This is a genomic window from Shewanella sp. SM74 (assembly GCF_025653725.1).
Lineage (GTDB): Bacteria > Pseudomonadota > Gammaproteobacteria > Enterobacterales > Shewanellaceae > Shewanella > Shewanella oncorhynchi.
Window position 1 is genome coordinate 109,727 of sequence record NZ_JAKKRZ010000009.1, and the last position, 14,559, is coordinate 124,285.

The window sequence follows — 14,559 nt, forward strand, 5'->3', positions numbered from 1 at the left end:
TTTCTCACTGGCTTTTTTTGTATCGTTTAGAACAAAAAGGACACAAACTTTACGATACTGAATTACCCACAATCCTTATGGGTGACAGACGTTATGCAGCTCTAAGTTAGTGCCGATATCTTTATTTCGATCGGCTTTGGCATCGTCATTTCGCAGTTGCGTCAAGTGATCTAAATACGCTTGGTCAACGTCGTTCGTGATGTAGTGACCATCAAATACGGACGTTTCGAAACGTTTAATCGCAGGATTCTCCATTCTTACCGCTTCAATCAAATCGGGTAAGTCTTGGAAAATAATGCCATCAGCACCAATTAACTTGGCGATTTCATCGGCATCACGACCATGGGCAATAAGCTCATTCGACGTTGGCATGTCAATACCGTACACGTTCGGGAAACGAATTTCTGGTGCGGCAGAGGCAAAGTAAACTTTCTTGGCACCGGCTTCACGGGCCATTTCGATGATTTGCTCTGAGGTCGTACCGCGAACGATAGAGTCGTCCACCAACAGGACATTTTTGCCTTTGAACTCAGTGTTAATCGCATTCAACTTACGACGCACTGACTTCTTGCGCTCCTGTTGACCAGGCATGATGAAGGTACGGCCAATATAACGGTTTTTCACAAAACCTTGGCGGTACGGTAAGTCCATGCAACGGGCAATCTCCAGCGCGATATCGCAAGAGGTTTCAGGAATAGGAATAACCACGTCGATATCGTGATCGTACCATTCTTTCTTAATCTTCTCGCCAAGCTTAGCGCCCATGTTGACGCGACTTGCATATACAGACACTTTGTCGATCGTCGAATCTGGACGGGCAAAATAGACGAATTCGAAGATACAAGGTGCATAGCTAGGCTCGGCTGCACATTGACGGGTATACAGCTGGCCGTCAATTGAAACATAAATCGCTTCACCCGGTGCCACATCACGCATCACTTCAAAGCCAACGGCATCAAGTGCCACGCTTTCAGAAGCCACCATGTATTCAGTGCCAGTGGCGGTTTCGTGCTTACCTAATACTAAAGGACGAATACCAAATGGGTCACGGAACGCAACTAAGCCTTGGCCAATAATCATAGCCACAACCGCGTAGGCGCCACGAGCTTGTTGGTGTACGTTAGCGACCGCATCGAACACTTCTTCCGACGTCAGGGTTAAACTCGTGGTTTTTTGCAGTTCGTCGGCGAGCAGGTTTAACAAGACTTCAGAATCCGAAGTGGTGTTCACGTGGCGACGTTTTTTGATCAGCCCTTCGGCTAATTCGACTGTGTTAGTTAAGTTACCGTTATGGGCTAATGAGATCCCAAATGGTGAGTTAACATAGAAAGGCTGCGCTTCAGATGCGCTTGAACTGCCCGCAGTTGGATAACGCACATGGCCAATACCTGCATTACCTTGTAGGCGTTGCATATGTTTGACTTCAAAAACGTCTTTAACCAAACCATTGGCTTTACGTAGTCTGAAAGCACCACGATCAATGGTCACAATACCTGCCGCATCCTGACCTCTGTGCTGCAACACTGTCAGTGCATCATAAATGGTCTGATTAACCGATGATTGGCCAACTATTCCGACGATACCACACATGGGTAAGCTTCCTCATTGTAAGATGTTCTATCACTTAGGATTATTTTATTTTCTTTCTTATAGTTTGGGTACAAAGCTGGAGGTGTTTTCCAAATAGTCAAAAAACCATTGAATAACAACGCCAAATTCGGGTACTAGCACAGAATCTTTCCACCATTGGGAGTTGGGAGAGCCTGTGAAAGCATCCATGAAAAACAACAAGGCGCTAACAATAAGCGCGCCTCGAATAGCACCGAAGCACAAGCCCAAAAGCCTGTCAGTGCCAGATAATCCGGTTTTGACAACAAGTTGTCCGAGAATATAGTTAACTAAGGCACCGAGTACCAAAGTGGTAATAAAGAGGATGGCAATAGAAACGCCATTACGCAGCATCTCATCGTTCATTTGTGTTAAGTGAACGGCAAGATCTTGGTAAAATTGGCTGGCAACAAAGAAAGCCGCAAACCATACCACTAAGGACATGGCTTCTTTGGCAAATCCACGGATCAGACTGATGAGAGTCGATAATCCGATGACGAATATGATAGCGTAATCAATCCAAACCATTGAGATGGCTTTCCGACATGGGCTTTAAGACGGCGCGATTCTACCAGAGACTGAAACGATTCTCACCCCTAGTGAGGTAAATAAATCATTTTCAGTCTCGAGTGTTGTATCACCATTAAGATTCTAAGGGATTAAAAGGAACAATCCAGCCCTTGAGACGTGTGAGGTTTTCCACCTCAACTTGTACTTTCTTCAGCTTTGCCTCAGACACATCGGGTCCGACAAACACTTTAGTTAATACGCCATCTTTAGGGTTTTCAGGAATAGTGTACGCTTTAAAACCACTCTTACGCAGCTGTGCAACCAAAGCTTTAACATTCGTTGCGTTGTTAAAACTGCCAAGCTGCAAGGTAAAGCCACTTTTCAAGCTGTCACGGCTGACCACTTTAACGGCATCCTCTTTGGCTGCACTGGCTTTGGGCGTTTCTGCTTTAGGCTTTTCAGCCTTAGCCACAGTAGTCGCTTTAGCGTCCGCTTTTTTAGCCGGCTCAGTTTTTACAGTAGCTTTAGGCGGCTCTTTTTTAGCTTCAGGATTCGTTTCAGGCTTAGGCTCTGCTTTTTTAACATCAGGCTTAACGTCTTTCTTAACATCTTGCTTTGCGACTTCGATTACTGGCGCGGCGGCAGACTTTTCATTGTCAGCATTAACTGGCATTTCAGCTAGGGCGACCTCAGTCCCATTCAGCTCGGCAGCATCCTCGGCTGACAAGACTTCAAACATATCATCGTCGGCTTTTTGCTGCTCAATCACGGTCGGGCGCAAAGGGATTTCGGAAAACTGCTCTTCTTGGCGATCTTTTTTGCCATCCAAAATATCCGGCAAAAAAATTACCCCAAGCGCAACCAGCACCACAGTGCCGACTAAACGATTATGAAACTGGCTAGACAAAACTGACTTCCTGCATAAATTGAGACTTAAAACCTGCCACAGTGTAAAAGGAGCCAAACACAATTACCACATCATCTGGGTTAATTTGCGCTTTTAATGCAGACCAAGCCTCAGATATGTCCTCAAACTCAAATGCAGCAGCCTCAGTGGCTAATGTTTTGCGTAGCATGGCCGAACTCGCGCCACGCTCACCGTGCAGACTGACCAAATACCAAGTGTCGATCAGAGGGTTGATCACAGGCAACACACCTGCGATATCTTTATCCTTCAACATGCCGCAAAGGGCGAACACGCGCTTACCCACAACGATTGGCGCTAACTGTTGTACCAAAAAACGTGCCGCATGGGGATTATGGGCAACATCGAGTAACACTAACGGCTGCTCACTCACCTGCTCTAATCGACCCGTTAACCGAGCCGTGCTAATACCCTCAGCAATAATTGAAGGCGTGATCTCTGGCCAGCCCTGTTCAATCACTGCCAATACAGTCGCCGCATTAGGTAATGGCAAAGTTGGTAACGCTAAATCGTGCAGTTTGAGCACTTGACCTTGAAAATCCCACAGATTGCCATGGGCTTGATAACTGAATTCGTTACCGACGCGATACAAGATGGCGCCAACCTCATTGGCGACATCATTGACAGTGTGTGGCAAGTTGGGTTCACCTACAATGGCAGGTTTACCACGGCGGAAAATGCCCGCCTTTTCACGGCCCACAAGCTCACGGGTATTACCGAGATAACTTTCATGGTCTAAATCGACCGACGTCAGTACGCTAATGTCAGCATCGATAATATTGGTAGCATCTAACCGTCCACCTAAACCGACTTCTAAGATAACCACATCAAGCTTAGCGGTTTTAAAGAGTATCAAGCCTGCGAGCGTAGCGTACTCAAAAAAGGTCAGAGAAATATCGCCGCGCGCGGCTTCAATTTGCTCAAATGCCGTAACAAAATCGCTATCACTGACATCGCTGCCATTAATACGCACTCGCTCGTTGTACTTCAGCATGTGTGGCGAACTGTATACGCCCACCGTCAAACCCGATAAGCGCAGAATATTTTCGAGCATGGCGCAGGTGGTACCTTTGCCGTTCGTCCCCGCCACTGTCACTATTTTGGTTGGACCTAAATCCAAAAGACCAAGGGTTTGCGCGACCTTAGAGACACGGGTTAACCCCATATCGATTTCGGTTGGATGTATAGATAGCAAATAATCCAACCACTGTTCCAATGCTGCATTTGACGCTGGTACTGTAAGCATGTCCGTATATCCTCGTATTCGATTATCTCTCAAATAAGATCTTTTCAATCCAACATGAATAATGGCCCAAGGGCGAGCTTAGGTAATTGATATTGTTCTGGATAAGTCACATCAACTAAATAGAGTCCATGGGGTTTAGCCGTTGCTGCGGCTTGGTTTCTGTCTTTTAACGCGAGCAAATCGCCCATCCAAGTCAGTGGCCGATTACCTAGACCGATTTCTAACAATGAACCGACAATATTGCGCACCATGTGATGCAAGAAAGCATTCGCGGCGATATCAACAATCACATACATACCTTGGCGCGTGACATTAACGCAATGCACATTACGAAACGGTGTTTTCGACTGACACTGAACAGCGCGAAAGCTAGTAAAATCCTGCTCACCCAAGAGTGCCTGTGCCGCTTGGTGCATTTTGTCAGCATCGATATTGCCGTGATAATGGCTTACACCATGGCGTAAAATCCCAGGGCGAAAAGTGTGGTTATAAATCACATAGCGGTAGCGTCTGGCGGTGGCCGAAAAGCGCGCATGGAAACTGTCGTCGACTTCTTTGACCCAACGGACGGCAATATTGTCGGGCAAATTAGCATTCACCCCTAAGGTCCATGCACCTTCATTACGAATGGCATTGGTTTCAAAATGAACCACTTGGCCTGTGGCATGCACGCCCGCATCGGTACGGCCAGCGCAGAAGACGCCGATAGGCTCATTAGCCACTATCGATAACGCCCGTTCTAATTGCCCTTGTACTGAATCGACTTCGGCCTGACGTTGCCAGCCAAAATAACCATTACCGTCATATTCAATACCTAATGCAATCCGCATCCACTTATCCTCACAATTGATTTAGCGGCGCATTTTATCACAGCAGCCCATAAAAAAAACGGCGCTGAAGGCGCCGTTAGATTGAAACACTCTCAACCGGGATTAACTAATCTCTTTGAGCAAACGTCCAGCTTCATCCTGCTGGCGCTCGTTACCGTCAATTTGCACTTCTTTGAGCAGGGCTTTCGCACTGTCGCTGTCGTCAATTTCGATATAAGCACGCGCTAAATCCAGCTTAGCGTTGACTGAGTTTTCTTCATCATCAACATCGATCATCGCGGCATCACCGATTAAGGCACCGACATCACTCATCTCAACGTCAACTTCCGAATACAAATCGGTATCTGCGCCCTCTTCATCGGCATCATTCAGCAACTTGTCGATGTCGATAAAACCGTTTTCATTTTGAAAACTGGTTAAATCATGGTCAGGAACAAACTTTTTCTGCGCTTTTCGCGACTCCTGGGCATCGAGTGCAGCCAAGGCTTCATCGACGGTAAGATTATGATCATCGACCAGAGAGAAACTGTCTTCCGACGTCAACACATCTTCATCGTCATAATCTGTATTGGCTGTAAAAGCGGCGAGCACATTATCGTCACTTAAGTCTAGCCCTTGCTCAAGGTCCAAATCATCCGCGTCTTCTTTGATATCAAGTTTAAAATCTTCACTAAAATCAATATCGTTACGCGTAGCCTTAATGGGCTTCTCTTGAGAAGCATAATCCAGCGCGGTGGCATCTTTGTTAGGCTCAACATCATTAGCCGTTACATCTGCTTGCGTTGCCGCAGGCTTAGCCTTAGGCGCAAAATCTAGCTCTGAGTCCCAATCGAGCACATGGGGATCTTTGCTCTTATTGGCTTTTAAATCATTAAAGAAAGAAGATTCTTTTTCTTTAACACTGGCCGCGGCTGCAGCAGCGGCTAAAGTGACTGCGGCCGTCGCTAATACATCAGCGTCGTTATCGTCACTCAGTTCCTCGACTAATGTAAAAGTATCATCGGTGCCGTCGATAGAGTGAGCCGCACCTATGCCTTTAAGTAAATTATCTTCGTCAACTGAATTGTCTTCTGAATCGAGCTGCGCCGTTTCCATATCGAAGTCGAATTCATCTTCATCGGCATCCAATTGCTCCGGCACATCAAACTCAGCTAAGAGTGCATCTAAATCATCCTCACCTGACGCTTCAGCTTTTATGTCTTCAGGTAACGAAGCTTCTAATTCTGCGGCGATTTCTGCACTGATATCATCATCTTCTGCATCGACTTTGAGTTCAGGCTCAGCATCAAAACTCGCCAGTAGTGAATCAATATCATCGGATTCTTCTACGCCTAATTCATTAAGCTCATCGTCTAACTCAGCGGCAATTTCAGCACGAATATCGGGCTCGACTTCAGGTTCAGCCGCTGGCGTCGGTTTATCAAAATCCGCTAACAGAGCATCAATATCGTCGGTATCTTCCACACCCAGCTCATCAAGCTCAGCGTCTAACTCTGCGGCAATTTCAGCGCCGAGGTCGGGTTCAACTTCAGGTTCTGCTGGTTTATCGAAATCGGCTAACAGAGCATCAATATCATCGGTATCTTCCACACCTAGCTCATCAAGCTCAGCGTCTAGCTCTGCAGCAATTTCAGCGCCGAGATCAGGTTCAACTTCAGGTTCTGCTGGTTTATCGAAATCGGCTAACAGGGCATCGATGTCATCGGTGTCTTCTACGCCCAGTTCATTAAGCTCCGCATCTAGTTCAGCAGCAATTTCAGCGCCAATATCAGGCTCGACTTCAGGTTCAGCGGCTGGCGTTGGTTTATCGAAATCAGCTAATAAGACATCGATATCATCAACGTCTTCTCCGCTAAGTTCATCATCTAGCTCATCACCGAGTTCTGCCGCGATGGCAGCACTGAGATCTTCATCATCAGACGCAACAACGTCTGGTGCAGGCGCTTGTGCAATCTCAGTATCTTCTGCAGGAACACTAAACTCGGCAAGTAATGCATCAAGATCATCGTCATCCGCGATGGCTTCATCGGCAGGTTTAGTGTCTGCGACTTCAACATCATTCAGCTTAGAAGTAATATCATTACTGTCATCTTCTTGAGCTAAATCGCTCGCAAAGTTACGCTCTAATTCACTTAAATCCTCTTCAGCTTCGGTGCTGTCTTCAGAAGTGCTGTCGTCAGAACCTAGGCCAGCTAATAGTGCATCAAGATCGGCTTCCTCAAGAATATTGCCAGATTTGGGTTTCTCCTCAACAATATCCTCTTCCTGATCGCCCATGGCTTCGGCCCACAGGTCATCAAGAGATTGCCCTTCGTCTTCAACCTCTGGTTCGGCAGAGATCCCCGGATCGACAAACATTTCAGAAGCCATATCCATCTGATCGTGGGAGTCAGTCAAATCTTGCTCAGGTTGTAAATCGACACTGCCCATATCAAGAAGACTATCGATGGAGTCCGCATGGTCAGAATCTAAATGTACCGCCATATCGTCTAAATCGTCATCATCCATGTCCATGATGGCGGTACCCGCAATCCCAGCGGCACCGGCGGCCATAACCGCTTCTTGTGTCTGCATTTCACGACGTTCTTTATTGCGTTTACGGCGCAGGAACCAGAACACAGCAAGCAGTAAGAACAAGGCAGGGATCACAGCCGCGGCAATCAATAACACAGGACTATTAAGGATATTGCGCCACAAGTCATCGGGCTCAATCGGTGCCTCTGCCTCTACTTCAGCTTCAACAGCTGTCGTCTCTGGCACTTGCGCAGCTTCAACTTCGGCTTTCAAGGCTTGGTTTTGTAGTTTACTGGCTTGAAGTGTTTCTTCCAGCACAGCAATCCGTTGATTTAATTCTTCAACTTTAACTTTTAGCGCTTCAACATCTGAAGTGCGAACTGACAGTTGATCTTGCGTGCGGGCTAATTCATCGGTTAATGACAGATTTTTGCTTTCTGCCGCTTCTAACCGCGCCGTCACATCTGAACTCAGCATCTTGGGCTTTTCTGGAACAGGTGTTTCAGCAACCGCTTTAGGTGGTGTCACTTTCGTTTCAACAATCACCGCAGGAGCCGTGACTGGCGCTTTTGCTGTCGTCACCTTAGCTGGCGGTTTAGACGTTGCTTTCGCCGGAGCCCGAGATTGTCTATCACTTTGCTCTGCTCTGGCTATCGCCATACGATTGGGGATCGACAGCATGACTTCTTTAGACGGAATGAGCAGGATCATACCGCGTTCTAAACTGTTATAACTGGCAGAGTTAAACGCATGAGGGTTAGCATCGTATAAGGCGGCCATCACCTGATAGACGCTTACACTGGCATCAGGACGGACTTTTTGCGCTATGCTCCAAAAAGTATCTTTCGATGTCGTTGGACCATATTGATGGTTAACTTGACGGATCTGTCCGTCTGGCCCCATGATTTTTAAGGGTTTTAATCTTGGTGTATCTGCAGCAACGGCGGGATCAATAAAATAAGCGGTAGAAGAAACAGCTAAAACAGTGGCCATTAGACCCACAAGATACGAAGTGCGAAATTTCATCAATCCTTCCCTTTGAAGCGCTATAAAGTTATCTCACTGATAACAGGCTTTAGGCAATTGTATTTATTGAGATTACTATAAACCAGAAATCCCCGCCCTGCTACTGTTCACAATTGTAAAACAAAAAAAGCCTGCTGACAGCAGGCTTTTCAATGGGCATCAAATGCAATCTAATGCTTAGTAATAATCTCTCACTAAGATCTCGGCAATTTGCACACTGTTCAAGGCTGCGCCTTTACGAATATTGTCTGACACGACCCACAAGTTAATCCCGTGAGAATGAGAAATATCCTTACGAATGCGACCCACATAAACCGGATCGGTTCCTGCGGCATCTGTCACTGCTGTTGGATAATCCTCATCGGATTCAAACAATACCACTCCTTCGGCATTACGCAGTAAAGCTTTAACGTCTTCGGCATCAACAGGCTGACGAGTTTCGATATTAATGGCTTCTGAGTGACCATAAAACACAGGCACACGTACGGCAGTCGCATTCACTAAAATCTCATCGTCACCGAAAATCTTCTGGGTTTCCCAGACCATTTTCATTTCTTCTTTGGTATAGCCGTTATCCATAAATTTATCGATTTGTGGCAATACGTTAAAAGCAATTTGTTTTGGATAGACTTCAGCGTCAGCAGGTAAACCTTGCAATAATTTAGTGCACTGATGCGCTAATTCTTCAATGGCTTTTTTACCTGTGCCCGATACTGACTGGTACGTTGCCACATTAATGCGGCTGATACCATAGGCATCATAAATAGGCTTAAGTGCCACCAGCATTTGAATGGTTGAGCAATTTGGGTTAGCAATGATATTGCGATTGCGGAAATCAGCGATAGCATGCGGATTCACTTCAGGTACAACCAAAGGAATATCGATGTCGTATCTAAAGTGAGAGGTGTTATCAATCACAACACAGCCTGCTTCAGCGGCAATCGGTGCCCATTTGGCGGAAACATCACCACCTGCAGAGAAGAAACCAATTTGAGCTTGGGTCCAATCGAAGGTTTCTACGTCGAGAATGGTAATTTGTTTGCCATGAAAGCTGACCGTTTCACCGGCGCTGCGGCTACTGGCTAAAGGGTACAAATTGGCAACCGGGAAATTACGCTCTTCGAGGATCTCTATCATAGTTTGACCCACTGCGCCCGATGCACCTAAAACGACAACATTAAATTCCTGTGACATAGCTACTGACCGACTCCTGAAAAACCTAAATTGGACAACCAATCTACCTCAGATTGACCGTCATAAGCCAGCGCCAATGCACTAAATTCGCGTCTATGTTGGTGATTTTTTCTCATAGTGTCGAAGCCATTCTCATTTAAGAATGTATTTCTGAACATCTTGTCATCATCGCGCAAATCATAGACAAAACGCGCGAGCTGTAATAACGCTTTTTCATTCGGCGCGGTCGCAAGTTCGACCGCCTTAATGTTAAAGCTTGGCAAGAGATCCAGCAGACTTTTATCGGCAGCAATATTAAGTAACTGACACAGCTTTTGATAGAGCATAAAAGTGCCGCGCGCCTTACCTTCTAAGCTGTAACCTGCAATATGCGGGGTGGCAAATTCAGCCAGTGGCACCAGTTCAGGCATCGGTGTTGGCTCGCCTTCCCACACATCAAGTACAAGTTTGAGATCATCACGCTGGCGTTTAACTCTGACAAGTGCTTTGTTATCTATCACATCACCGCGGCAGCAATTCACTAACCATGTATTGGGTTTGAGCGCCTTTAAGCGCACCTCATCGAACAAATGTTTGGTTTTATGCTCGCCCGTGCGCGTGATGGGCACATGCAAACTGATGATATCGGCCTGCGCCATGATAGTTTCTAAGCTCACAAAACTGCGCGGATCGCCCTGTTTCTCTTTGATGGGATCATTAAGCAACACGCTAATACCGTAGGCTTGCAAACATTTTGCTGTTGCAGTACCGGTATTACCCGCGCCCACTATGCCGACGACCTTGCCCTTAAGCGGCGAATCAAACCGCTGTGCTAGCTCCAGCATAGCGATAAAAGCAAATTCCCCAACCGCAGTCGCATTGCAACCTGGCGCATTAGAGAAGGGGATATTACGCTCGGCAAGGTAGGCTAAATCCACATGATCTGTGCCTATAGTGGCACTGCCGACAAACTTCAGTTGATGATTGTCCGAGAGCAACTCGGCATTCACTTTGGTGACTGAGCGCACTAATAACACATCGGCATCGCGCACTTGCGCTGCGGTTAACGTGCGGCCATTAACAGGAATAATTTCCCCGAGATCGCCAAATAACGGTTCAACAAAGGGCATATTTTCATCGACTAAAATCTTCATGGGCACCTGATCTGAAAAATGGGAATGGAAGGCATCAAGATGCTCGGTATTCTAACAAGACTAATGGGATAAATCCTTGTCGATGCAACAGGTTTACAAAAAACGCCCATAAAAAAGGGAAGCCTAAGCTTCCCTTCTATCGCGTTTGATAAACAAACTTATTTGAATTTACGCATCACTAGCGTGGCGTTTGTACCGCCAAAACCAAAGCTGTTACTCATGACTGTAGTCAGCTCAGCATCGCGATATTCACGCACGATAGGCATATCTTTCGCCGCTTCGTCCAGATTTTCAATATTGATGCTTGGGGCAATAAAGCTGTTTTCCATCATGATTAAACTGTAAATCGCTTCATGTACGCCTGCGGCGCCTAATGCATGGCCTGTCATAGACTTAGTCGATGCAATCGGTGGGCACTTGTCTTTGAAAACTTCACGTAGCGCTTCTAATTCACGCACGTCGCCCACTGGCGTTGAAGTGCCGTGAGTATTGATGTAATCGATTGGGGTATCGACATCCATCATCGCCATTTGCATACAACGCACAGCGCCTTCACCCGATGGCGCCACCATGTCATAACCGTCTGAAGACGCGCCATAACCAATCACTTCAGCGTAAATTTTTGCGCCGCGAGCCAGAGCATGCTCTAACTCTTCAACCACTAAAATACCGCCGCCGCCAGAGATAACAAAACCATCACGGTCTGCATCATAGGTACGAGAGGCTTTTTCGGGTGTGGCATTGTACTTAGTTGACAGTGCGCCCATAGCGTCGAAGCCCATGGTCAGCGTCCAATCCACTTCTTCAGCACCACCGGCAAACACCATGTCTTGCTTACCCATTTGGATAAGTTCAACGGCGTGACCAATACAATGGGCGCTGGTAGCACAGGCTGAACTGATAGAATAGTTCATGCCTTTAATTTTAAATGGCGTGGCTAAACAAGCGCTGGCCGTGCTCGACATGATGCGAGGCACAATATACGGACCTACGCGTTTAACGCCTTTTTCACGCAATGTATCGGCAGATTGTACTTGGTTAGACGATGATGCGCCGCCTGTACCCACAATCAAACCTACGCGCGGATCTGAATATTGCTCTTCAGTTAAATTGGCATCGGCAACCGCTTCTTGCATAGCAATGTAAGCATAAGCTGCCGCATCACCCATAAAACGCAATGCCTTACGATCGATATGCTCAGCAGGGTTTAACTTGATGTCGCCCCATACATGGCTACGTAATTGCATCTCTTCAAACTGAGCTGAATGCGTAATACCACTGCGGCCCGCTTTCAGTGACTCGGTCACTTCTTGCTTGTTATTACCGATACTTGAAACAACACCCATTCCGGTGATCACGACTCTTTTCATTTTATTGCTATCCATTGTGTACATGTCAGTACCTACTTTTCGCTGAGCCAATAGTATCTGTTTTGACTCAATTAAGTGGTCAGCTTTCCATAAAGGCGAGTAAAATAATGCCAATTATGAGACCGAGAGTAAATTTCTTTGACTGCAGAGCCCAATAAACCTTGCCAAATTAAGCGCGATTACCCGCAATTAATCAACCTTTATCCCGCAACAGCTCACACTGATGCACACTATCTCAGCAAATTGAGCATTTATCAGCAGCGGGTATTTGAGGCTCATTCACAGCAAAAACTCTTAGTATTAGGGCAAATTGGTTTAGGTAACGGGCTTGAACTCTTATCTTGGTGGCGCACTCAGACGAATCCTAACCAACGATTACTCCTTAACGTATTCGAACCCAATCCGATTAATGCGTACGAACTTAAATTACTTTGGGATCAATCCGCCTGTTTAACCAAAGTGCCTGAACTTGAGCCACTTGCCCAACGCTTACTTCATACAGAGCCGACGGCTATTATAGGTTGCCAGAGATTAATTTTTGATGACGGTCGTACCACAATCGACCTGCACTTTGGTGATATTCAATCCCAGCTCAGTTCGCTCATCCATTCTCCGCTTCACCCCGTTCAGCACTGGCTAGTGTTGCCCCATCTACAAAATGGGTTAAATCAGCAGATCCATTGGCAGATGGCAAAACTCAGTGACGATGGCGCCACTGTTGCAACGATTGGATTAAACAAATCAAGCGGATTAAGCGAAACACCTGTGAGCCGTTTCCAAGCCTGTGGCTTTGAGGTGAGGGATTTTACCTGCGCTGAAATACAGACAAACCATCAGCCTGATGCCATTTTGTTACACGAGCGCCACGTCTTACGCCAGCAAGATGCTAAAGCCTATGCCTTTAATCCTATGGCTGCAATCTTACCCTCGGTGCCGCCCAGCTCGATTGCCATCATAGGCGGCGGGTTAGCCTCGGCGCATTTGGCACTGTCTTTGGCGGAACGCGGCCAAAGTACGCAGCTCTTTTGTAAAGATGCCAAGCTTGGCCAAGGCGCTTCGGGCAACCGCCAAGGAGCGATTTATCCACTGCTGACCCCAGAAAATGATGAATTAAGCCGCTTCTTCCAGCTGGCATTCTTATTTAGCCGCCGTAGAGTGCAGGCGCTGACATCTGTTCCCGCCCCACATCAAACGCCGATTTCCCATGATTTTTGCGGGGTATTGCAAACTGCCCACGATGAACGCAGCCAATTACGACTCGATAAAATTATTCAAAGCCAGAACTGGCCAAGTGAAATTGCCTATCGAGTCGATGCGCAGCAGGCCAATTCTCTTGCGAACATTAATATCGACAAATCAGGCTTTTTCTATCCGCTGGCTGGCTGGGTTTGTCCCTACGAATATGCCGAAGCTGCACTACAAAAAGCGCAGCAGCTTACTGAGGTCAAACTCCATTTGGAGACTGAGATCCTTGAAATTGAGCATCAAAGTGAAGGTTGGTATTTAATCACCACTAAGCATCGCTTTGGCCCCTTTGCACAACTTGTGCTCGCCAATGGCGCAGCGCTCACGCAATTTGATGCCAGCAACAAATTACAAATTAGCCCTTTTCGCGGCCAAGTCAGCCATGTGCCCGCTCAATTTCAATTAAGTCAGCTCGCGACTGTGCTGTGCGCCAACGGTTATTTAACCCCGAGTCACGAAGGACTCCACTGCCTTGGCGCGAGTTACGTTAAAGAACCTAAGCATTTAGATTTTTGCCCGCAGGAGCAACAAGAAAACCTCGCCAAAATGCACGAGAGTTATCCTGATCAAAGCTGGCTTGAAGATATCGACATGAGTAGCAACAATGCCCGTGTTGGCGTGCGTATGGTCACGCGGGATCATTTCCCTATGATGGGCTGCGCGCCCGATGTGCCAAAAATTATTAAAGATTATGCGCAACATCAGCTCACGAAAGAAAGTCGCCACTACTGGCAAACCACGCCAGCACCCGTGCATCAAGGGCTGTATATTCTTGGCGGGTTAGGCTCACGGGGGTTAAGTTCTGGGCCACTGGCCGCCGAATGTCTCGCGGCGCAGCTTTGCGGCGAACCAATACCGCTCGATAAAGAAACCCTGTGTAAACTCAACCCCAATCGTATGTGGCTGCGAAAATTGCTCAAGGGAAAATCCCTCTAGCTTTGCTATCGCCTGTGCAAAT

10 protein-coding genes are annotated in these 14,559 nt (G+C 46.9%); 1 reads left to right on the forward strand and 9 read right to left on the reverse strand.

Features of this window, described 5'->3' with window-relative positions; genetic code table 11:
• Nucleotides 1-75: 75 nt before the first annotated feature.
• The 9 genes from purF to fabB all read right to left on the reverse strand — a co-directional run bounded on the left by purF (nt 76) and on the right by fabB (nt 12,356).
• On the reverse strand, nt 76-1,590 hold the full coding sequence (gene purF / locus L5M49_RS11595; protein ID WP_028761029.1) for an amidophosphoribosyltransferase: 1,515 nt from the start codon (nt 1,588-1,590) through the stop codon (nt 76-78).
• 57 nt (nt 1,591-1,647) lie between these two features.
• Entirely contained in the window at nt 1,648-2,136 is a 489-nt protein-coding gene (locus tag L5M49_RS11600) for a CvpA family protein (RefSeq protein ID WP_028761030.1), read from the reverse strand.
• 115 nt (nt 2,137-2,251) lie between these two features.
• Entirely contained in the window at nt 2,252-3,025 is a 774-nt protein-coding gene (locus L5M49_RS11605; RefSeq protein WP_263266115.1) for an SPOR domain-containing protein, read from the reverse strand.
• On the reverse strand, nt 3,018-4,289 hold the full coding sequence (gene folC, locus L5M49_RS11610; RefSeq protein ID WP_263266116.1) for a bifunctional tetrahydrofolate synthase/dihydrofolate synthase: 1,272 nt from the start codon (nt 4,287-4,289) through the stop codon (nt 3,018-3,020). The genes L5M49_RS11605 and folC overlap by 8 nt, the downstream gene beginning before the upstream one ends.
• Nucleotides 4,290-4,333: 44 nt before the next feature.
• Complete coding sequence (gene truA, locus L5M49_RS11615) at nt 4,334-5,119, reverse strand: tRNA pseudouridine(38-40) synthase TruA (protein WP_263266117.1); 786 nt, start codon at nt 5,117-5,119, stop codon at nt 4,334-4,336.
• Between the two features lie 102 nt (nt 5,120-5,221).
• Nucleotides 5,222-8,659, reverse strand: a complete 3,438-nt coding sequence (locus L5M49_RS11620; protein WP_263266118.1) for a FimV/HubP family polar landmark protein — start codon at nt 8,657-8,659, stop codon at nt 5,222-5,224.
• 177 nt (nt 8,660-8,836) lie between these two features.
• Complete coding sequence (locus L5M49_RS11625; protein ID WP_028761035.1) at nt 8,837-9,853, reverse strand: aspartate-semialdehyde dehydrogenase; 1,017 nt, start codon at nt 9,851-9,853, stop codon at nt 8,837-8,839.
• Nucleotides 9,854-9,855: 2 nt separating this feature from the next.
• Nucleotides 9,856-10,986 (reverse strand): 4-phosphoerythronate dehydrogenase, encoded by a 1,131-nt coding sequence (locus L5M49_RS11630; protein ID WP_263192195.1) that lies wholly within the window; start codon nt 10,984-10,986, stop codon nt 9,856-9,858.
• 158 nt (nt 10,987-11,144) lie between these two features.
• The gene (gene fabB, locus L5M49_RS11635; RefSeq protein WP_168824238.1) at nt 11,145-12,356 is read right to left on the reverse strand and encodes a beta-ketoacyl-ACP synthase I; all 1,212 of its coding nucleotides are present in this window, start codon (nt 12,354-12,356) and stop codon (nt 11,145-11,147) included.
• Between the two features lie 138 nt (nt 12,357-12,494).
• On the opposite strand from fabB, the gene mnmC reads away from it, so the two are divergent.
• Complete coding sequence (gene mnmC, locus L5M49_RS11640) at nt 12,495-14,537, forward strand: FAD-dependent 5-carboxymethylaminomethyl-2-thiouridine(34) oxidoreductase MnmC (protein WP_263266119.1); 2,043 nt, start codon at nt 12,495-12,497, stop codon at nt 14,535-14,537.
• Nucleotides 14,538-14,559: the final 22 nt, after the last annotated feature.